Consider the following 19,965-nt stretch of genomic DNA (forward strand, 5'->3'; position numbering starts at 1 on the left):
GCCCCGTGCCCACCCCCACCGCCTTGGTGGTGAAGAACGGGTCGAAGATGCGCCCCAGCACCTCGGGCGTCATGCCCACGCCGGTGTCGCGCACCTCCACCACCACCCGGCCGGGCTCGCCCTGACGGATGATGGCGCGAATTTCATGCTCCGTGACGGAGGTGGGGTCCTCCGGAATCGCCTGCGCCGCGTTGAGCAGCAGGTTCAGGAACACCTGGCACAGCCGCGCCTCGCTCGCCTCCACCGCGGGCACCGGTTCAAATTCGGTCACAAGCCGCGCGCGGTGACGGATGACGTTGTCCGCCATCTTGCACGCCAGCTCCACCGAACGGCGCACGTCCACCGGCATCGGCCGCGACTCCTGCTCGCCGCGCGCGAAGACCTTCAGGTCCCGCACGATGGTGGCGATGCGCTCGGCGCCCTCGGTCGTCTCGCGCACGAGCTGCTGGATGGCGGCCACTGGCTCCGCGGGCGCGCCTTGCGTCTCCAGCTTGTCCAGCCCCTCGCGGATGAGGTGCAGGTTCACCAGCATGTAGGCCAGCGGGTTGTTGATCTCATGCGCCACGCCCGCGCCCAGCGTGCCCACGCTCGCGAGCCGGTCCGCCACCACCAGCCGCGCCTGGAGCTGCCGGCGCTCGGACAGGTCGCGGTGCACCATGATGTTGGCGATGATGCGCCCCTCGGCGTCGCGCAGCGGCACCACCACCGACTCGCAGACGCACGCCATGCCGTCGTCGCGCCGGAACTCCAGCTCTCCGGACCAGCGCCCGTGCACCTCCAGCGCGGTGAGGATGGCGCCCGTCAGCCGGTCCGGCTCACCCGGGTGCAGCACGCTGAAGAGCGTCTGCCCCATGGCCTCCTTGCGGCTGCGGCCGAACATCCGCTCCGCGCTGGTGTTCCAGTCGATGACGCCGCCCGCGAGGTCCGTGATGACGACGCCGTCGGAGATGCTCTCGAAGATGAGCGCCTGCCGGTGCAGCTCCTGCTCCGCCTGCTTGCGCGCGGTGATGTCCATCACCGTGCCCGTCACCCGCGCGGGCTGCCCCGCCGCGTCGAGCAGCACGTCGCCCTTGCAGGAAATCCAGCGGTAGCCGCTGCCCGCGGGCTCGATGCGGTACTCCACGTCCACCTGCGACCGCTGCTGGAGCGCCGTCGCCAGCCCCGCGCGAAGCCTGGGCAGGTCCGCCGGGTGCACCACCTCCTCCAGGTCCATGGCGCGGCCGGACAGCTTGCCCACCGCGAGCCCCAGGAGCCGGTCCACGTGCTCGCTCCACGTCACCTGGCCGCTCTTCGCGTTCCAATCCCAGATGCCCACGCGCGCCGCGGACAGCGCCTGGCGCAGCTGCTCCTCGCGCTGCTCCAGCACCTCGCGCCGGGAGAAGCGGAACACCGTGACGGTGCCCACCTGGAGCCGGTCGCCCTCCTGCAGCTCCGCGGTGGACACCGGGAGGCCGTTGAGGAACGTGCCGTTGGTGGATTCCAGGTCGGTGACGTGACAGGTGCCGTCGGCGGCACGGCGGATGCGCGCGTGCTTGCGCGACACCCCGTGGTCGTCGATGCGGACCTCCGCCTCCGAGCCACGTCCGATGATGTGCTCGCCCGGCTCCAGCCGGTACGCCTTGCCGATGGCCGCCGGCGTCGTGGTGCTGATGAGGATGAGGCACGCCCCGGTCGAGGACGGGGCCGTCACCGACTGGCCCGCGCAGGTCGTGAGCTCGTCCAACAACGTCATCATGTATGCCAGCCCCCCGGCGTTCTCCTGCGCTCGGGCCGGCAACATCCTCGCCGCCTGTCGTGCATGACGCCGCGCTCCGTGAGGGCCTGAAGCCTCGGCCCGGGAAGCAACCATACCCCAACGGCCTCCAATGAACGTCCCTTCCACCTGGAGGGTGGGAGGGCTGACTGCTGGTGAACGGGCAAACGAGCAAGCAGGGGAGCAGCCGGGCGCGCTTCCCCGCGACCCACCCGGTGGATGGTAGGGTGGGCCCATTCATGGCGGCGGACTCCGAGAGCACCTTCCGCATCCAGGCGCGCGCGGCCGCGAACGCCACGGACAAGGCGCTCGACACACCCATCCGTTCCGAGCGCGGCCCCGGCACGCTCGCGGGCGAATACGTTCTCAAGTCGATGCTGGCCGCCGGCGGCCACGGCAGCGTCTATGAGGCAGAGCACCGCATCCTGGGGCGGCTGGCCGCGGTGAAGGTGCTGCACGCGCACCTGGCCGACCAGGGGGAGATGCTCCAGCGCTTCGTGCGCGAGGCGCGCGTGGTGAACCAGATCCACCACCCCAACATCGTGGACGTGTACGACTTCGGCCTGATGCCGGACGGCAGCCCCTACTACGTCATGGAGCTCCTGTCGGGGCGCACCCTGAGCCAGGTGGTGCAGGAGCGCGGGCGGCTGTCCGCGTCGCGCGCCCTGGCCTACCTGGAGCCCATCTGCGGCGCGCTGGAGGCGGCGCACCGCGCGGGCGTCGTCCACCGCGACCTGAAGTCCAGCAACATCCTCGTCGTGGAGGAGGGGGAGAAGCCCCGGCTGAAGCTGCTCGACTTCGGCATCGCGAAGCTCATCCAGCAGGAGCCCGGCCAGGAGGGGCTCACCACCGCCGGCCAGCGCCTGGGCACCGCGCACGCCATGGCGCCCGAACAGTTCCGCGGAGGCCGCATCGGGCCGCCCACGGACGTGTACGCGCTGGGCGTCCTCCTGCACCAGCTGCTGACGGGGCGCTACCCGTTCCAGTCCGAGGACCGGCTGGAGTTGGAGCGGATGCACCTGGAGGCCCCGCCGCCGCGCCCCAGCGTCCGCGCGCCGGTGTCCCCCGGAATGGACGCGGTGGTGCTGCGCTGCCTGGACAAGGACGCCTCCCGCCGCTACCCCAGCGTGAGCGCCTTCCTCACCGCGCTGCGCGAGGCCGCCGAGGAGCCCGGCCAGGTGGAAGGCCAGACACGCGACGTGCTCGCCGTGCACGCGGAGGTGGTGCTGCCCGCCACCGACCTGGACGACGACAACACCTATGCCGCGCTCGCCGTGGTGCTGGACACGCTGGAGCAGGGCCTGCGCACGCGCGGCTTCCTCCTGGCGCTCCAGACCGGCACCGCCCTCCTGGGCGTGCGGCCCCTCTCCTCCGACACCGCGCCCGCCGCCACGCTCAAGGCCCTGCGGGAGTTGCACGCGGAGGCCCAGCGGTTGGCGGAAGCCGCCCACGCCCACGTCCACCTCTGTCTCCACCATGGTGAGGCGGAGACACGCGGCGAGGCCGACGAGGCCGAGGTGGTAGGCGGCCCGGTGACGCATGTGGCAACCTGGAACGTAAGAGACCCGGGTGGCTTCGCCGTCACTCGCCCCGCCTCGCTGCTACTTGAGAGCCATCCCCCGCATTGAGTCGTCTTTCCCGCTGTGCCTCCCCCTCCCCCCGCTTCCGCGCTCCCGCATTTTCTGTGGTCCCAATCCCTACAAAGGCTGACATCGGCTTGCGTAATAATTGGACCCACACCATAATTTTTTGAAGGCGACGTATTTCTTTCCGATCGTGAATCCGTCAGGATTCCCCTGTCTGACAGTTCCGGCACCTTTCTAGGTGAATGCCGGGACTACCTGACATTCTGGAGGTCGGTCGTCCGACTTCCCTTGAGCGGGAGCCCCCAAATGCGCCTCACCCCTGCTTTTCAGCCTGGAAGTGGATGCAGCACGTGGTGGAACCGGAGTGCCTCACTCCCACCCCTGAGGGCGGTGTTGCTGACGGGGGCCCTGCTGGCCCTGGCGGGTTGCGGCGGCGCGGCGTTGGAAGACGCCCCGGACGCGGCGGCCTGGGCCGCGGTGGATCAGGCCCAGTCGGCGGACAACGGCCTGTCCACGAATGGCCTGTCCACGAATGGCCTCTCCACCAACGGCCTGTCCACGAATGGCCTGTCCACGAATGGCCTGTCCACGAACGGCTTCAACGACTGGTTCAACTCGAACGCGGCCACGGCGCCCACGCTGATGGCGTACATCGTGAAGTGCGCGGTGCCCGCCGGGCAGACGCGCACCTTCGTGCAGGCCGCCACGGGGGCGAGCTTCACGTGGCAGGGCAACCTGGGGCTCGCGCCGAACTGGGCGTCGGGCCTGCCCGCGACGGAGGTGGAGCAGCAGGCGGTGAGCGCGTGCCTCGCGGCGCACGCGAACAAGTTCGGCCTGCACATCTCGCTGTCGGTGCTGGGCCGCACCGCCGCGGGCGCGCCGCTGCCCTACTCCACGCAGGAATTGGCGACGTTCAGCGAGCGTGAGGCCTGCTTCTTCGGCAACCTCTTCACGACGGACGGCCTCTTCGCGGCGCGGGACCGCGACTTCTCCTCGACGGAGAGCACCACGCGCGCGTGCGGCCTGACGCTGAAGGCGGACACCTGCGCGCCCATCACCAACCTCGGCAGCTGCTCGCAGTTCTGCACCAAGGCGGACCCCAGCCAGCCCTACTTCACGCAGTGCACGTACAACGGGAAGACGTACCCGGCCGTCACCACGCGCGTGCAGCCCCAGGAGCTGTACCGCTGCGGCGACGGCACCTGCCAGTTCACCGAGCACTGCGGCACCGGCCTCACCGCGGACAGCTGCAAGGCGGACTGCGGCACCTGCTCCTGATGCACCCCTGAGTCCTTCCCCAGGCACCGGGCACGCACGGCCTTCCCCCGGAGGCCCGTGCCCGAGCATCCGGGCGTGCGTCGCCGTCCACCGCGCGCCCGAGCCGTGGAAGGAACGGTGACAGGGCGTGAACCGAGCGTTGTCGAATCAACAGCGGCGCGACCCCGCGCACCTTGCCCGTCGGGGGTGAGCGGTGTTGGATGCCCTTCGCGCCACCGCGACGAGGAGCGGTGACGGGCGCGGGTGGTGGAGCGGGCCGCGATGACGTTACGAGCGAAAGTCGAGCGGTTGACGGCGCTGACGCGACGGCGGGGCACGCTGCGCGAGGCGTTCTCCGGGCTCGACGGCGGGCACGGCTCCGGCATCCATGGGGGCCTGCGTTCCGGACGGGGCGCGCCCCACGCGGACAACCGCCTGCTGGAAGAGACGGTGCGCGAGCGGACCGCGGCGCTGGAGTCGGCCAACGCGAAGCTGTCCAGCAGCCTGGAGCAGCTGCACGCCACGCAGGCCCAACTGCTCTTCGCCGACCGGCTCATCGCCCTGGGGCGCATCGCGGCGGGCGTGGGCCATGAGATCAACAACCCGCTGGCCTTCATCCTGAGCAACCTGGAGTACATCCACCAGGAGCTGCAGCAGAAGGAGCGGCTGTCGGAGCAGGACCGGCAGGAGATCCTGGAGGCGCTGGCGGAGACGCGCGACGGCGCGGAGCGCATCCGGCTCATCGTGCGCGACCTGCAGACGCTGTCGCGCGCGGAGGACGTGGGCAGCGGCCCCGCGGAGCTGGCGTCGGTGGTGCGCACGGCGGCGAAGATGGCCATGCACGAGCTGCGGCACCGCGCGCGCCTGGTCGTGGAGTGCGACGGCGTGCCGCCGGTGCAGGGCAACGGCTCACGGCTGGGCCAGGTGTTCCTCAACCTGCTGCTCAACGCGGCGCAGTCCATCCCGCCGGGCAACGCGGAGGGCAACGAGGTGCGCGTGGTGGCCCGCCCCGGAGAGCCCGGGCACGTGCTGGTGGAGGTGCGCGACACCGGCTGCGGCATCGCGCCCGAGCACCGCGAGCGCATCTTCGACCCCTTCTTCACCACCAAGCCGCTGGGCGTGGGCACGGGGCTGGGGCTCGCGGTGTGCCACGGCATCGTCACCTCGCTGGGCGGGACGCTGACGATGGAGAGCGCGCCCGGTCAGGGCAGCATCTTCCGCGTGTGCCTGCCCGTGGCGGGCGCCTTCATGCAGTCCCCACGCGCGCAGGCCGACTGGACCTGACGGAGCACCTGAAGGAGCCTCTGGCATGCCGTGGAATCCCTCCCTGCCGATGTTGGCCCTGCTGGTCCTCCTCATCTCCGGGACGGTGAAGCTGCTGACCGTGGCCCTGGGCTGGCTCGCGTGGCGCACGCGGGCGGCGGAGCGCCTGCGGGTGTACCGGCGGGAGTGGGCCCAAGGGCAGCTGCGCAGCGAGGCGTGGGCCGCGGCGGGCGTGGTGCTGACGGACGCGGTGCTCATCACCGGCCTGCGCTACTACACTGGGCCCCTGCTGGCGCCGTTCCGCCTGTCCACGGCGCTTGGGACGTACGCGTGGATGTTCGTGGGCTTTGAAGTCTGGTTCTACGTCACGCACCGGCTCCTGCACCTGCCGCGCTTCTACCGCTTCCACGCGCAGCACCACGTGGCGCAGGTGACGGAGCCCCTCACCGCGCTGTCGTTCTCCGTGGTGGAGCGGCTGGTGCTGACGGGCGGCGGGCTGGGCCTGCACTTCGCGGCGCTCCACCTGATGCCGGGCACGCAGGTCGGAATCCTGGCGTACATGGTGACCAACTACGCCCTCAACGCGCTGGGGCACGGCAACACGGAGTGGCTGCCCCGGCGCTTCGTGACGTCCTGGGTGGGCCGCGTCTTCTTCACGCCCACGTTCCACGCGATGCACCACGCGCGCTACCAGGGGCACTACGGCCTCTTCACGGTGGTGTTGGACCGGTGGCTGGGCACCGCGTTCGAGGACTACCCGCGCGTGCATGCCCGGGCCCGCGACGCAGAGGGCCTCACGCGCATGGGGGAGCGGCTGCCCGGGGCGCTCGCACCCGCGCCTGTCCCCGTTGCCTCCGCCGTGCCCGGGGTGTCCGGGACGCGGTAGGTCCGCGGCGCCCCCACGTCCCACGGTGGGCACAAGGCTTCGCCGGGGCCATCCAGGCGTCGGCTGACGAGCAGGAGTGCGGGGCGCTCGTACCTGGAAGGGATGGCATCCGCAGGGCCCGGCCCTACAATCGTGCGGTGAACTTCCGGCAGGACGTGATCATCATCGGTGCGGGTGCCAGCGGGACGCTGCTGGCGGCCTGTCTCTTGCGCGGCGCCCGTTCGCCCCTGCGCGTCACCCTGGTGGAGAGGGGGGAGCGTGTTGGACGCGGGGTTGCCTACTCCACCACCAGCGCACGCCACCTGCTCAACGTGCCGGCAGGCCGCATGAGCGCATGGGTGGAGGACCCGGAGCACTTCCTGCGCTGGCTGCGCGCCACGGCGCCGGACACGCTCCCGTCCGCCTTCGCGGAGCGCCGCCGCTATGGCCAGTACCTGGAGTCGGTGCTGCAGGAGGCGGCGGAGCGGGCGGCCCCGGGCGTCCAGCTCCAGACACTGCGCGACGAGGTGACGGCGGCGGTGGACACGGCCGACGGCGTGAAGCTGTCGCTCGCGAGCGGCGCGAGCCTGGAGGCGCGCGGCGTGGTGCTGGCGCTGGGCAACGCGCTGCCCGCGGACCTGCGCGTCCCCGACGGCGGCCTGTACGCGAGCCCCCGCTACCACCGCTCGCCGTGGGCCTCCGGAGCGCTCGAGGGCATCGGGCCCGAGGAGTCAGTGCTGCTCATCGGTGCGGGCCTCACCATGGTGGACACGGTGCTGTCGCTGGGCGAGCGCGGCCACCGGGGCCCCGTGCATGCGCTGTCCCGGCATGGCCTGCTGCCGCACGTGCACCGCGCGTCCGGAGCGAAGGCGCCCGCCGCCGCGGAGCCGCTGCGGATCCGCGAACTGTTGCGCTCGGTGCGCCGGGAGATGGACCGCTGTCGCGACGCGGAGACGGCCACGAACGCCGCGTCCCCGCCGGACGAGGGCGCGGTGCCCTTCAGCACGCTGCGCATCCGCGACGTGCTGCGCGCGATGCGCCAGGAGGTCGACGCGCAGGTCGCCGCGGGCGCGGACTGGCGCGCGGCGGTGGATGCGCTGCGGCCGGTGACGACGCCGCTGTGGCAGCGCTTCACGGCCGCGGAGCGCCAGCGCTTCCTGCGCCACCTGCGCGCGCACTGGGAGGTGCACCGCCACCGCATGGCGCCGGAGATTGGCGAGACGCTGGACCTCTGGCGGCGCGAAGGGCGGCTGGTGCTGCACGCCGGCCGCGTGCTCGGCTTCGAGCTGGAGCCGGACGCGGTGGCGGTCCGCCTGCGCCCCCGGGGTCAGCGTGAGCCCCAGGTGCTGCGCGTGGGCCACGTCGTCAACTGCACCGGTCCGGAGTCGAGCCTCTCCCCCCGCAGCCAGCCGCTGCTGCGCGGCCTGCTGGAGGCGGGGCAGGCCCGCGCGGACTCGCTGGGCATGGGGCTGTCCACGGCCGGGGACGGCGCGCTGCTGGACGCGCGCGGCAAGCCCTCACCGCACCTCTTCACCCTGGGCCCGCCGCGCCGGGGCGACCTCTGGGAGACCACCGCCGTGCCGGAGATCCGCACCCAGGCGAGGGACCTGGCGGACCACCTGCTGCGCCACCTGGGCACCGCGCGGACCGCGTCGGAGACCGCGCCCGCCGCCTCCTCCTGAGAAACGCGGCGCGCACGCCTGCCCGGTAGCGGACCTGACAGGCGCCATGACCTGAAGGCCGGCTCCCCTGCTGGAAGGGCGGTGGGGCTTCCTCGCGAGAGGGTGTCGGGCCTGGGGTTTCGTGCGACATTCGCGCCCCCCTCCCGGAGTCCCATCCTGATGGCCCTGAAGCGCCCCATCCCCACCCTCATGGGAGGCGTGTTCCTCATCGTCCTCGCGTGCCTTGGGGCGCTCGCGTACCAGCACCTGCGCACCGATGCGCTCGAAGCGCGCCTCCTGCACGAGGTGAACACGCTGACGCACGCGGAGCACCCGCGTCCGGCGCACGTCACCCCCACCCGGCCCGGCACCTTCGGCACCGCCGTGTCGTCGCTGCTGCCCGCCCTGCTGCGGCGGACGCGCGACCTCCCGCCCCTCTCCGAGGAAGACGCCGCGCGCTGTGAGGCCGTGACGGAGGGACGCTCGCTCGTGACGGAGCTGCCCGCCGCGTGCCGCGAGGCGCTGGAGCAGGACCGTCCCCTGATGCGGCAGGTGCTCGCCGCCACCCACGCGGAGTCGGGCGGGCTGCCGGAGGAGCTGCGGCCGCTGTCCGGGCCGGACGTGGCTGGACGCGACGCGGCGGCCCAGGCCCTGCGCCGGGTGGTGGAGCAGGCGGCGCTGGAGACGCGGCTGCTGGTGGCGCGCGGTGAAGCGGACGCCGCGGTGGACACCTGCGTGGACGCGCTCGCGCTCAGCCGGGAGCTGGCCCTGGGCGGCGGACTCGTGGGACAGCGGCTGTCCGCGTACGGCTACGGGCGCACGTGGCGGGCCTGCGCGGACGCGCTCGACGCGGCCTCCGTGCCCCGCAAGCGCAAGGCGACCGCGCAGCTCACCCGGCTGCACGAAGGCTTCCCGCCCGTGTCCCTCTCGCTGCACGAGGAGTCCGTCGCCGCGCAGCTCACCACCTTCCGCGACCTGCTGTCCGACGACGCCCGCGCCGAGCTGCCTCCCGCGTGGCTGGACGCGCCCGCGCTTCCAGGCGCCCTGTCCCGGCGGCGCCAGTGGCGGCAGTGGGTGACGGACGCGGACCGCCTGCGCGCCGTGGTGGATCAACCGCCGGACTCGCGCCGCCGCGCGCTGGAGGCCCTGGAGGCCCAGCACCACGAGCAGGGCCTGCGCCACGACGACGCCCCGTGGATGCGCCAGGCCGCCGAGGACGCGGACCTGCTCGACCTGCGCGCGCTGCGCTCCGAGGCCCTCATCGCCCTGGCCGAAGTGGACGCGACCCGGACGGAGAAGGGCCAGTGGCCCCGGGCGCTCGCCACGAAGACGTCCTCGCTCGTGCTGGAGCCGGTGGACGCGAACCAGGCCGTCATCCGCTCCTGCGTGCGGGGCCTGACGCCCGAGGCCCTCCGCATCACCGCGGACGCCGCGCCGGGCCCCGAACAGGCCCGCGAACAGCCCTGAGTCCGGCCCCCAGGAATATTCCAGTTTTGCCGTGAATGCGGTTGTAGCCTGAATGGCTATGAGTTGTGGCCTTACCGGCTACAGTCCTGACTCCCGCCACGACCCTCCAGCCTTCGTCCCTCCTCGAAGCGGGCGTCTCCGTCCTCGCATGGCACCGCGAGTGCAGCGGAGGCGTTGTCACTCCATGACCGGGACCGGAGACGTTCACAGCCGGTTCCTTCCCCGCATCGGAGGTTCCGTGAAACGTCTCGCATGGCCCTTCGTGCTGCTCACCGCGTTCTCGACCGCGGCCCTGGGCAGCACGAATCCGAAGGGCAGTCCTCCCAACCTCATCCAGTCCGCCAACGCCATCTTCACGCCCGTGGACGACCGCGGGCAGCCCATCGACGTCCTGGCCGTGGGCGACTCGCTCACCGTGGGCGCCCAGGGGCTGGAGCCCAACACCGTCTACGAGCTGCGCTTCGCGGTGGACGCGGAGCGCATCCCCACGCTGAAGGAAGCCGTCGGCTTCGCGCGCGCGACGACGGACGCCAAGGGTGCGCTCGCGCCGCACATCCTCTGGTTCCAGTCTGGCGTCGTGGGCTGCCCGGAGCGCGCGGCCCCGCCCCAGTCGGCCTATCGCTTCCCCAGCTTCGAGCGCGCCCAGGCCGCGCTCGACGGCCGCACGCTGCTCGTCACCGCGCAGGCCGTGACGGCGGACAAGACCGGGAAGATTCCGCCCATGCAGCTGCCCGTGGGCGAACCGGTCGCCGCGTTCAACCTCCCCATCAAGGTGGGCGCCACCCCGCGCGTCTATCCGTCCACCGCCGAAGGCTGTCTGCTCAACGCCCATGAGACGGGCCGGGGCGACCTGTACGTGACGGGCTCCGGCTTCCGGGGCAACGAGACGGTGGAGGTCTCCATCGTCCCCAACCAGCGCGCGTGGCGCGACGGCGACGCCTTCGCGGACGTGACGGGTGACGGCTTCGCCTCCGCCCCCAAGAAGGTCGTCACCGACGCCTCCGGCCGCTTCACCATCCCGGCGTGGAGCGCCACCTTCCAGCGCCGTGGCGTCTACGACATCATCGCGCGCCGCCCCCTGTTCAACCCGCCCACGGGCGTCCTGAGCGCCAGCGACGTCGTGTCCTACGGCATCGACACCGGCGTGGTGCTCTACCTCATCTACCCGGTGGGCGGCCCCACGATGGACCTCGCGGGCCGGCCCCTGGGCAGCTTCCCCTACTTCGAGTTCGCCGACTCCTTCGCGGACACGGCCGACCCGGTGTGGGGCGCGGTGGATCCCACCTACGTGCCCGCCGCCCACCCCGGCGGCACCTGGGCGGCCTACTACGTGGTGAACCACCGCACCGTGCCGGGCTGGGCCCTCAACACCAGCCTCGTGGACGTGTCGGGCGGCATTGAGATCCAGCAGGTGAAGGCGGGGTGCGTGAACGGCACCGACGTCGTCATCTGGTATCCGCCGCTCGTGAAGGGCTCGTACGACGTCGTCGTGGACTTCGGCTCCACCGTGGCCAACACGCCCGGCGACTACGCCACCGACGGCAACTACAACGACACCGTCGACTTCCTGGACGGCGCCAACCAGATTGGCTTCCAGGTGGCGAAGGATCCGTACGCGCTGGGCACCTACCCCATCGGGCAGGACAGCTACTCCGTCGACGACTACTTCCCCACCATGGGCGGCGCCTCCAACGTCGACCTGCGCGCCGTCGTGCGCTACCCGGCCGTCGCCGCGGGCGTGGGCACCGCCGTCGCCGCGGGCACCTTCCCGCTCTTCGTCATCCAGCACGGCAACCACCGCATCTGCTACAACTCGCAGACCCACGCCGCATGCACCAACCGCGTGCCCAACCATCAGGGCTACATGCGGCTGCTGGACACGCTGGCGAGCAACGGCATCATCGCGGTCTCCATCGACGCGTATGACCTGTCCGGCTCCGTGCCGCAGTGGATCCCCGAGCGCGGCCAGCTCATCCTCAAGCACCTGGAGCTGTGGTCGCACCTCAACAACGCCGCCACGTACACCACCTACCCGAACTTCTTCGCCGGCCGCTTCAACGCCAAGCTGGACATGACGAAGATCTCCGTGTCGGGCCACTCGCGCGGCGGTGAGGCGTCGGTGTCCGCGTACATGCAGAACACCGCGTTCAACATCAACTCCGTGTCCTCCATCGCGCCGGTGGACGGCCAGCTCTACACGCTGCCCGCGGGCGTGCCCTACTTCGTCATCCTGCCCGCCGCGGACGGTGACGTGACGTCGCTCTCCGGCGCGAAGATCTACGACCGGGCGCTGGGGACCAAGAGCTCCATCGACGTGTACGGCGCCAGCCACAACCTCTTCAACACGGTGTGGGCGGCGGACGGCGACGACTCGCCCAGCACGCGCAACGACTACATCACCGCGCCCAACCAGCAGCGCATCGGTGAGGCGTACCTCTCCGCCTTCACGCGCATCTACCTGAAGAACGAGTCGGTCTACGCGGACATGATGCGCGGCCAGCTCACGTTCCCGTCCACCGCGGGCTTCAAGATCTACGCGACGCACCACGAGAACTCGCACACGCGGCTCAACAGCGGCTCCGCTGTCGGCTTCACGTCGGCCGGGCCCCTCACGCTGATCACCGCGAGCAACCCCGCGCCGCACAGCACCAGCGTCCTGCGCGCCACCTGGACGGGCAACACCGCCACCGCGACGTTCACGGTCCCCGTGGCCCAGCGCGACACCACGGGCTACGAGGTGCTGTCCTTCCGCGTGGCCCAGACGACCGCCGCGTCCAACCCCGTCAGCGGCACCCAGGACTTCCGGGTGGAGCTGGCCACGGGAGCGACCGTCAAGGCCACCTCCACCTCCCAGTTCGACGTCATCCCCAAGCCGTACGTGCGGCCGGGCAACATCGTCCTGCACACGGTGCTGACCACCGTGCGCATCCCGCTGCATACCTTCATCATGAACGGCAACGGGGTGACGCTGACCAACATCGACACCGTGCGCCTGCGCTTCACCAGCCCTTCCACTGGAGACATCTATGTCGACGACGTCGAATTCTCCCGCTAGCCGTCTCTTCCTCGTGGCGGCGGCCTGCCTGGCGCTGACGGGCTGCGCGGAGGAGTCCAAGGGCGCCGCCGAGCGCCCCGCGACGGCTCCGGCCGAAGCCCCCACCGCGCAGGCCCCCGCGCCCATCCGCGCGGAGCCGACGTCACCGGACGCGGCCCGTCCGGTGGAGGTGCTCCGGGTGTCCGCGCGCAAGGTGCGGGGGGACGCCGAGCTGACCCGGATGGCCGGGCCGGCCCTGCTCGCCCGCGCGACGGATCCGGTGGCCATCGAGGTGCAGACCCAGGAGCCCCTGGGCTCGCTGGAGCGCTCGTCCTCGCCGGAGATCTACCTCAACGGCGAGCGCGTGGGAGACACCTGGGCGGTGCCGCCCGACCGCCTCTTCGTCTTCCTGCCGGATGCCACGTCGCTCAAGGACGCGAACGAGGTCACGGTGGCCTGGCTGGGCAACGAGGCCCAGACGCGCTCCACCCGTCCGGCCACGCTGACCCGCCAGATGCTGCCCTGAGTCTGGGGCCGTGCTGACTCCGGGCGCGGGCGCTTCCCCTTCACGGGGAAGGGCTCGCGCCCGCTTCACGTCCCACCTCCAACGTCGGGACGGCCATGTACGATGGGGCCGTTCCTTGAAGGCAAAGGGGGAGGACTCCGTCATGGCCTGGAAGCTGGTGCTGCTGGACGAAGTGTCGAAGGTGCTGCCGGACGCCCCGCTCAAGGGCTCCGACATCCGCGTGGAGTTGCCGGGCGCCAGCTACGCGCTGCCCGCCGGTGAGAAGCTGGGGCCGCTGACGTTCGCGTTCGACGTGTCGGCCAAGGGGTTCATCGAAGGCTACGACGCTCCGTCGGACGTGGACGCGGCGGGCGTGGTGGGCAGTGAGCCCGGAGACCCGGCGACGCAGCTGGCCCCGGCGCTCGTCTTCGGAGGCGACCAGGCCTGGCTCAAGTACGCGGTGGAGACGCGCGTGAAGGCGGAGGTCGGCTTCCCGCTGCCCTACGTGGCGCTCTCGGCCAACGGGGACGTGCGCGTGCTGCTGGCGGACTACCACCGGCACACCCAGGACACGAACGCGCGCGCCGCGCTGAAGGCGGACGCGGGAGTGCTCCGGCTGCCGCTGCTCACGGCGTCGCTGGACACGCTGGGGGTGGGCGAGGCCTTCTCCTTCCAGGCGCGCGGCGAGCTGTCGGTCACCGCGACGCTGGACTGGACGGACGTCTACACCACCAACCTCCAGGCGCTGACGAAGCTCCTGTCCGCCAGCTCCCTCTTCTCCTTCGAGGCGAAGGCGGGCGCCACCGTGTCCGCGAAGGTGAAGGTGGTGGACGACTACGCCGTCATCTTCTCCCGCCCCGAAGCGGGCCGGGTGCGCGTGCAGGTGAAGAAGGTCGTGGCGCGCGAGGCGGGCGTGACGGCGGACCTCCACGTGGAGGCGAACCTCATTGACGCATCCAGCGTCGTCGCCCAGGTGGAGCACGTCCTCGAAGGGCTGCTGTCGGTGCCGCTCGCCACCTTCGAATCGCTGATGACGAAGCTGGAGACGCACACCCTGTCGGCCGCCGAGTCGAAGGTGCTGCGCATCGTGTTGGACCGGCTGGGCTTCCAGGAGCTGGAGGCCCAGCCCACGGCGCTGCGGCAGGCGTGGGAGAAGCTGCGCGGCGATGCCCGCACGAGCGTCCAGGCGCTCGCGGAGGCGAAGTTCTCCGCGGGCTTCCGCTACGAATACCTGCGCCTGCGCGAGCAGACGACGCTCCTGTCCACCGTGTGCACCGACGCGCAGGCCCGCGTGCTGCACCCCCTGCTGGTGGGCGGCAACATGGCCGGCGCGATGCAGCGGATGCAGGCGGAGGGCATGGCGCTGGAGCAGTGCCTCCTGAAGGAGGTCAACAAGGAGTCGCAGGCGTGGGGCTTCTCCCTGAAGCTGGGGAAGTGGTCGCTGGGCGGCAACGACGAGCGCCAGCTCACCCAGGTGGTGCAGCGCAACAGCCTGGAGAAGGAAGCGCCCCAGCGCATCTCCTTCCTGGGCGTGCGCAGCTACACGCGCGCGCTGCTCACGCCGGACGCGTTCTGGACGGCGGACTTCAAGGCGGACATGGGCGAGTTCCGCAAGTCGCCCACCGTGGCGGACTTCGACCTGGGCCTGTACCTGCTCCTGCGCCACGACGCGCGCAAGCGCGGCGAGGACGACCTGCGCCAGGCCGTGGACGAGGCCATCATCTGGGGCGCGCTGGACGACGCCGAGGAGGAGGAGGTCATGCGTCGCATCCGCGAGGCCTCGGGTGGCAAGGCCGTGGAGACGCGGGTGGAGCTGAAGCTGGACAACCGGACCCTGCGCGACGTCATCCAGCACGCGGCGGATCCCGACGCGCCGACCGTCTTCTCCCGCGCGCTGGCCCGGGCGCTGCCCTGGTACTCCGTGCCGTGCCGGGACCGGCCCACCGTGCGCGAGACGGTCTACGCGCCCCTGTGGCGGGCGTACCTGGACCAGAACTGGTCCGCGGCCGACGCGGCGAAGACGGTGGCCGCGCACCTCAAGACGAACCCGCTCGTCGGCCTCTTCGCGCACACAGAAGGGCTGCTGGGCAACGGCATGCTCACGTTCGCGGAAGTCATCCAGAAGAACCCGGGTACGGTGGCCAAGTGGCGCGACCTGCGCGCGGGCCTGCTGGACCTGCGCAACAACGAGCAGCGCTCCCCGTCCGTCTTCGCCGGTGCGTTCAAGGCCCTGTCGCAGTCGTGGGCGCAGTCCTTCCACCTGAAGGCCTCCGGCGCGTTCTTCCTGGAGCTGGCGGCGCGCGGCGGCAATGGCCTCGCGTCCGTGGAGCGCACCTTCACCGTGACGGTGCCGGACACCGGCACGAGCATCGTCTTCTCCAAGTCGCGGGCCTGAGCTCCGTCCGTCGGGTTCCGCACGCTCCCGTGGCGTGTGGAACCCCGCGGTGGATGCGGAGGTGACGCGTCGCATTGCCCCTCCGCGAGCGCGGCACTACATCCAGCCCGCACCGGGCGTTCTCCCGGCAGGGAGGGCCCGCGCGATGATCGTCGGTCGGATGTTGTCCTGGCGCATCGTGCTTCGCTACACGGGGCGGCCCGTCGTGGTCCACGTCATCGTCGCGCTGGCCATCGCCCTGGGCTACGAGGTGCTGGGCTGGAAGTGGCTGTCGGTGCCCGCGCTGCCGGTGACGGTGCTGGCCGCGGCGCTGGGCGTGCTGCTCGCCTTCCGCAACAACTCCGCCTACGAGCGCTGGTGGGAGGCCCGCACGATTTGGGGCGGGCTGGTGAACTCCTCGCGCACGCTGGCCCGGCAGGTCATCACCTTCCTGCCCGCGCCCCGCTCCCACCGCAGCGACGGCACCGTGGAGACGCCCTCCGCCGCGTCCCGGCTGGTCCGGATGGCGGTGGAGCCGGAGGGGCCCGCGCTGGCGCCCGCCTGGGCCCAGGTGGGGGACGGCGCGGTGCGAGACCCGTTCGGCAAGGCGCGCGACCTGCGCAAGCCGGGCGCCCCGCGCGCGAACCTGGCCACCTTCGAGCACCCGCCCGAGGGGGGGCATCCCCGGGGCATCATCACCGGCGTGTACGAGGGCATCACCGAGGACGCGCGCGAGCTCGTCTACGCGCAGATCGGCTTCGTGAACGCGCTCCGCTGCCACCTGCGCCGGCAGGACCCCTTCCCGGAGCTCCTGTCGTTCTTCCGGCCGTCCGTACTGGAGGCGCTGCGCGAGGAGCAGAACGTGCCCGCCGCCATCCTGCTGTGGATGTCCACGCGCATGCGCCGCGTCTACAGCGACATCGAGCACGCGGAGAAGGTCTACCTGCGCGTGGCCATGGACGAGACGCTCACCGAATTGACCAACTCCCTGGGCGCGTGCGAGCGCATCAAGAACACGCCCCTGCCCCGCCAGTACGACATCCTTCCGCACGCCATGGTGCGCGCCTACCTCACCATGCTGCCCCTGGGCGTCGTCGCGGACCTGGGCGTGCTCACGCCGCTCGTCACGGCCATCATCGCGTTCCTCTTCATCGCCATGGACGCGGTGGGCCGCGACGTGGAGGACCCCTTCGAGGACGGCGTCAGCGACACGCCCATGACGGCCCTGTGCCGCACCATCGAGATCAACCTGCGGCAGATGCTGGGCGAGGCGGAGCTGCCCCCGCCCCTGCAACCGAAGGACGGCCTGCTGTACTGAAAGCAGGCCCTACTCCGCCGCGGTGACCTCCACCGTGCCCAGCCCGTCCACGGTGAGCCGCACGTGGTCGCCCGGCTTCATGAGGTACGCGGCGGTGGCCGCGCCCGACAGCACCAGGCTCCCCGCGGGCAGCACCTGGCCGCGCTCCGCGAGCAGCGCGCACAACTGGATGAGGGACACCACCGGGTCGCCGGAGATGGCATCCGAGCGCGCCTCGCCCTCCACCTTGCCGTTCACCTCCATGCGCATCTGGAGCTTCGTGAGGTCCAGGTCGCGCGGGCCGCGCTCGGTGGTGCCCGGCACGAACAGCGACGACGACGCGTTGTCCGCCACCACGTCCGGCAGGCTGAAGTACTTGAAGCCGACGAAGCGCGAGTCCAGCACCTCCATGGCCGCGAACACCGCCGAGCACGCGTCCAGCACCTCGTCGCGCGTCACCGTGCCCTTCAGCTCCCGCGACGTGCGGAAGGCGATCTCCGGCTCGATGCGCGGGTGGATGCCCGCACCCACGCGCACCACGCCGCCCGCCGGCACGAGCATCCGGTCCGTGAGCACGCCGAAGATGGGCGAGCCCAGGTTCATCTGCTGGCGCTTCGCCTCGGAGGTGAAGCCCATCTTCAGCCCCACCCGCTTTTCCCCCTGGGCCTCGCGCAGCCGGATGCCCTCCGCCTGCACCGCGTAGCCGTCCTCCAGGGACAGGGCCGGGTGCGCGTGCGTGAGCGGGGGGATTTCACGCCGCTCGCGCCGCGCCGCGTCCAGGGTCCGAGCCAGGGCCATCACGTCCGCTGTCGAGGTCATCTCCAGAATCCTTTCTCTGCCCAACCTGTAATTCCACCGGCAGGGTTCACGGGCGGAATGGGCGCGGCAGCATCCGGGAGGCGGGACGGCCGCGCAAGCGAGCGCCACCCGACGTCCGCCGCTCGGAATCCTGGAGGCGGCTTGGGGGCACGGCATACATTGATTGCCTCGTGTCTCCCCCAGGAGGGCGCTGCCTTGAAACGAGTCCTCAACTACATCGGTGGCGAGCTGGTCCCCCCAGCGGGCGACCAGTGGCTGGACAAGCCGGAGCCGGCCACGGGCGCCCTGTACGCGCTGGTGCCGGACTCGCGTGAAGCGGACGTGCAGGCCGCCGTGGAAGCAGCGGGCCGGGCCTTCCCCGCCTGGGCCGCGCTGCCGGCGACGGAGCGCTCGCGGATGTTGCGGCGCATCGCGGGGCTCATCCATGAGCGGCTGGACGCGTTCGCGCGGGCGGAGTCCATCGACACGGGCAAGCCACTCGCCGTGGCGCGCACGGTGGACATCCCGCGCAGCGTGCTGAACTTCGAGTTCTTCGCGGACGCGGCCACGCAGTTCTCCACGGAGGCGCACCCCATGGACGGGGTGGCGCTCAACTACACGCTGCGCGCGCCCCTGGGCGTCGTGGGCTGCATCTCGCCGTGGAACCTGCCGCTGTACCTGCTGACGTGGAAGATCGCCCCCGCGCTGGCGGCGGGCAACTGCGTGGTGGCGAAGCCGTCGGAGGTGACGCCGATGACGGCCTTCCTCCTGTCGCAGGTGTGCCGCGACGCGGGCCTGCCGCCGGGCGTGCTCAACCTGGTGCACGGCCTGGGGCCGCACGTGGGCGGGCCGCTCACGCGCCACCCGGACGTGAGCGCCATCTCCTTCACCGGCAGCACGCGCACCGGCGCGGAGATCGCCCGCGTGGCCGCGCCCGCCTTCAAGAAGCTGTCGCTGGAGATGGGCGGGAAGAACCCCAACGTCGTCTTCGCGGACTGCGACTTCGAGGACGCGCTGGCCACCACGGTGCGCTCGTCCTTCTCCAACCAGGGGCAGATCTGCCTGTGCGGCCCGCGCATCTTCGTGCAGCGCCCCATCTACGCGCGCTTCAAGGAGGCGCTGGTCGCGCGCACCAAGGCCCTCAAGGTGGGCGACCCGCTGGAGGCGGGCACCGACCAGGGCGCGCTGGTGTCACGCGAGCACTTCGAGAAGGTGCTGGGCTACCTGGCGCTCGCGAAGCAGGAGGGCGGCCACATGCTCACCGGCGGTCAGCGCGCGAAGGTGCCGGGCCGCTGCGAGAACGGCTGGTTCGTGGAGCCCACGCTCGTGGAGGGGCTGTCCCCCTCGTGCCGTACCAACCAGGAAGAAATCTTCGGCCCGGTGGCCACACTGATGCCCTTCGACGACGAGGAGGAGGTGCTCTCGTGGGCCAACTCCACGCGCTATGGCCTTGCCGCCAGCGTGTGGACGAAGGACCTGACGCGCGCGCACCGCTTCGCCTCGCGGCTGCACAGCGGCATCGTCTGGGTGAACACCTGGATGCTGCGCGATTTGCGCACGCCGTTTGGCGGCGTGAAGGAGTCCGGCGTGGGCCGCGAGGGCGGCTGGGACGCGCTGCGCTTCTTCACCGAGCCCAAGAACGTCTGCATCAAGCTTTGAACCCGGGAGCGACACAGTGAGCGCAGGTGAGCGGATCGACTCGAAGAAGGCCCCGGAGCCGGTGGGGCTCTACCCGCACGCGCGCCGGGTGGGGAACCTCCTGTTCCTCTCCGGAGTGGGCCCGCGCGAGCGCGGCAGCAAGGCCATCCCCGGCGTGGAGCTGGACGCGCAGGGGAACATCGTCTCGTACGACATCGAGACGCAGTGTCACTCCGTGTTCCGCAACGTGCGCTACATCCTGGAGGACGCGGGCTCGTCGTGGGACCGGCTGGTGGACGTGACCGTGTACCTCACGGACATGAAGAAGGACTTCCCCACCTACAACCGGCTGTGGGCGGAGTACTTCAAGGACAACCCGCCGTGCCGCACCACGCTGGAAATCAACCGGCTGCCCACGCCCATCGCCATCGAGCTCAAGTGCATCGCCACCATTGGAGACACCTGAC

General features: G+C 71.3%; 14 protein-coding genes. 12 read left to right on the forward strand and 2 right to left on the reverse strand.

Going from position 1 to position 19,965, the window contains the following annotated elements:
* Nucleotides 1-1,780 (reverse strand): PAS domain S-box protein (locus tag D7V97_RS00375; RefSeq protein ID WP_233582424.1); only part of this gene is annotated, 1,780 nt, incomplete at its 3' end.
* A gap of 212 nt (nt 1,781-1,992) precedes the next feature.
* Between D7V97_RS00375 and D7V97_RS00380 the strand changes: the two genes are divergently transcribed.
* The 10 genes from D7V97_RS00380 to D7V97_RS00425 all read left to right on the forward strand — a co-directional run bounded on the left by D7V97_RS00380 (nt 1,993) and on the right by D7V97_RS00425 (nt 17,083).
* Entirely contained in the window at nt 1,993-3,381 is a 1,389-nt protein-coding gene (locus D7V97_RS00380) for a serine/threonine-protein kinase (RefSeq protein ID WP_120608569.1), read from the forward strand.
* 348 nt (nt 3,382-3,729) lie between these two features.
* Nucleotides 3,730-4,617 (forward strand): hypothetical protein, encoded by an 888-nt coding sequence (locus D7V97_RS00385; protein WP_368668855.1) that lies wholly within the window; start codon nt 3,730-3,732, stop codon nt 4,615-4,617.
* Nucleotides 4,618-4,878: 261 nt separating this feature from the next.
* The gene (locus tag D7V97_RS44000) at nt 4,879-5,880 is read left to right on the forward strand and encodes a sensor histidine kinase (RefSeq protein ID WP_147444621.1); all 1,002 of its coding nucleotides are present in this window, start codon (nt 4,879-4,881) and stop codon (nt 5,878-5,880) included.
* 25 nt (nt 5,881-5,905) lie between these two features.
* The gene (locus tag D7V97_RS00395; protein ID WP_120608572.1) at nt 5,906-6,745 is read left to right on the forward strand and encodes a sterol desaturase family protein; all 840 of its coding nucleotides are present in this window, start codon (nt 5,906-5,908) and stop codon (nt 6,743-6,745) included.
* A 137-nt stretch (nt 6,746-6,882) separates the two neighbouring features.
* A complete protein-coding gene (locus D7V97_RS00400; protein WP_120608573.1) occupies nt 6,883-8,406 on the forward strand; it encodes an FAD/NAD(P)-binding protein in 1,524 nt (507 codons plus the stop codon).
* 159 nt (nt 8,407-8,565) lie between these two features.
* Nucleotides 8,566-9,852, forward strand: coding sequence for a hypothetical protein (locus D7V97_RS00405; protein WP_120608574.1), 1,287 nt, complete (start codon nt 8,566-8,568; stop codon nt 9,850-9,852).
* 238 nt (nt 9,853-10,090) lie between these two features.
* A complete protein-coding gene (locus tag D7V97_RS00410; protein WP_147444622.1) occupies nt 10,091-12,907 on the forward strand; it encodes a hypothetical protein in 2,817 nt (938 codons plus the stop codon).
* Complete coding sequence (locus tag D7V97_RS00415) at nt 12,879-13,412, forward strand: hypothetical protein (RefSeq protein ID WP_147444623.1); 534 nt, start codon at nt 12,879-12,881, stop codon at nt 13,410-13,412. Before D7V97_RS00410 ends, D7V97_RS00415 begins: the two co-directional genes overlap by 29 nt.
* Nucleotides 13,413-13,554: 142 nt before the next feature.
* The gene (locus tag D7V97_RS00420) at nt 13,555-15,786 is read left to right on the forward strand and encodes a hypothetical protein (RefSeq protein WP_120608577.1); all 2,232 of its coding nucleotides are present in this window, start codon (nt 13,555-13,557) and stop codon (nt 15,784-15,786) included.
* Between the two features lie 145 nt (nt 15,787-15,931).
* Complete coding sequence (locus D7V97_RS00425) at nt 15,932-17,083, forward strand: bestrophin family protein (protein WP_120608578.1); 1,152 nt, start codon at nt 15,932-15,934, stop codon at nt 17,081-17,083.
* 9 nt (nt 17,084-17,092) lie between these two features.
* Here the strand turns inward: D7V97_RS00425 and D7V97_RS00430 are convergent, their stop codons facing one another.
* Nucleotides 17,093-17,881 (reverse strand): 2-keto-4-pentenoate hydratase, encoded by a 789-nt coding sequence (locus D7V97_RS00430; protein ID WP_120608579.1) that lies wholly within the window; start codon nt 17,879-17,881, stop codon nt 17,093-17,095.
* Nucleotides 17,882-18,076: 195 nt separating this feature from the next.
* Between D7V97_RS00430 and D7V97_RS00435 the strand changes: the two genes are divergently transcribed.
* Nucleotides 18,077-19,519: an aldehyde dehydrogenase gene (locus D7V97_RS00435; RefSeq protein ID WP_120608580.1), complete on the forward strand. Its 1,443-nt coding sequence runs from the start codon at nt 18,077-18,079 to the stop codon at nt 19,517-19,519.
* Nucleotides 19,520-19,535: 16 nt separating this feature from the next.
* Nucleotides 19,536-19,964, forward strand: a complete 429-nt coding sequence (locus D7V97_RS00440; protein ID WP_120608581.1) for a RidA family protein — start codon at nt 19,536-19,538, stop codon at nt 19,962-19,964.
* The last annotated feature ends 1 nt before the right edge of the window (nt 19,965 follow it).

The sequence above is a fragment of the Corallococcus sp. CA053C genome (assembly GCF_003611675.1).
In the GTDB taxonomy this organism is placed as follows: domain Bacteria; phylum Myxococcota; class Myxococcia; order Myxococcales; family Myxococcaceae; genus Corallococcus.

Excerpts from the sequence above, each read along its gene's own strand:
- D7V97_RS00380 (WP_120608569.1), top strand. The coding sequence starts at position 1,993 with ATGGCGGCGGACTCCGAGAGCACCTTCCGCATCCAGGCGCGCGCGGCC.
- D7V97_RS44000 (WP_147444621.1), top strand. The coding sequence starts at position 4,879 with ATGACGTTACGAGCGAAAGTCGAGCGGTTGACGGCGCTGACGCGACGG.
- D7V97_RS00395 (WP_120608572.1), top strand. The coding sequence starts at position 5,906 with ATGCCGTGGAATCCCTCCCTGCCGATGTTGGCCCTGCTGGTCCTCCTC.
- D7V97_RS00405 (WP_120608574.1), top strand. The coding sequence starts at position 8,566 with ATGGCCCTGAAGCGCCCCATCCCCACCCTCATGGGAGGCGTGTTCCTC.
- D7V97_RS00415 (WP_147444623.1), top strand. The coding sequence starts at position 12,879 with ATGTCGACGACGTCGAATTCTCCCGCTAGCCGTCTCTTCCTCGTGGCG.
- D7V97_RS00420 (WP_120608577.1), top strand. The coding sequence starts at position 13,555 with ATGGCCTGGAAGCTGGTGCTGCTGGACGAAGTGTCGAAGGTGCTGCCG.
- D7V97_RS00425 (WP_120608578.1), top strand. The coding sequence starts at position 15,932 with ATGATCGTCGGTCGGATGTTGTCCTGGCGCATCGTGCTTCGCTACACG.
- D7V97_RS00430 (WP_120608579.1), bottom strand. The coding sequence starts at position 17,881 with ATGACCTCGACAGCGGACGTGATGGCCCTGGCTCGGACCCTGGACGCG.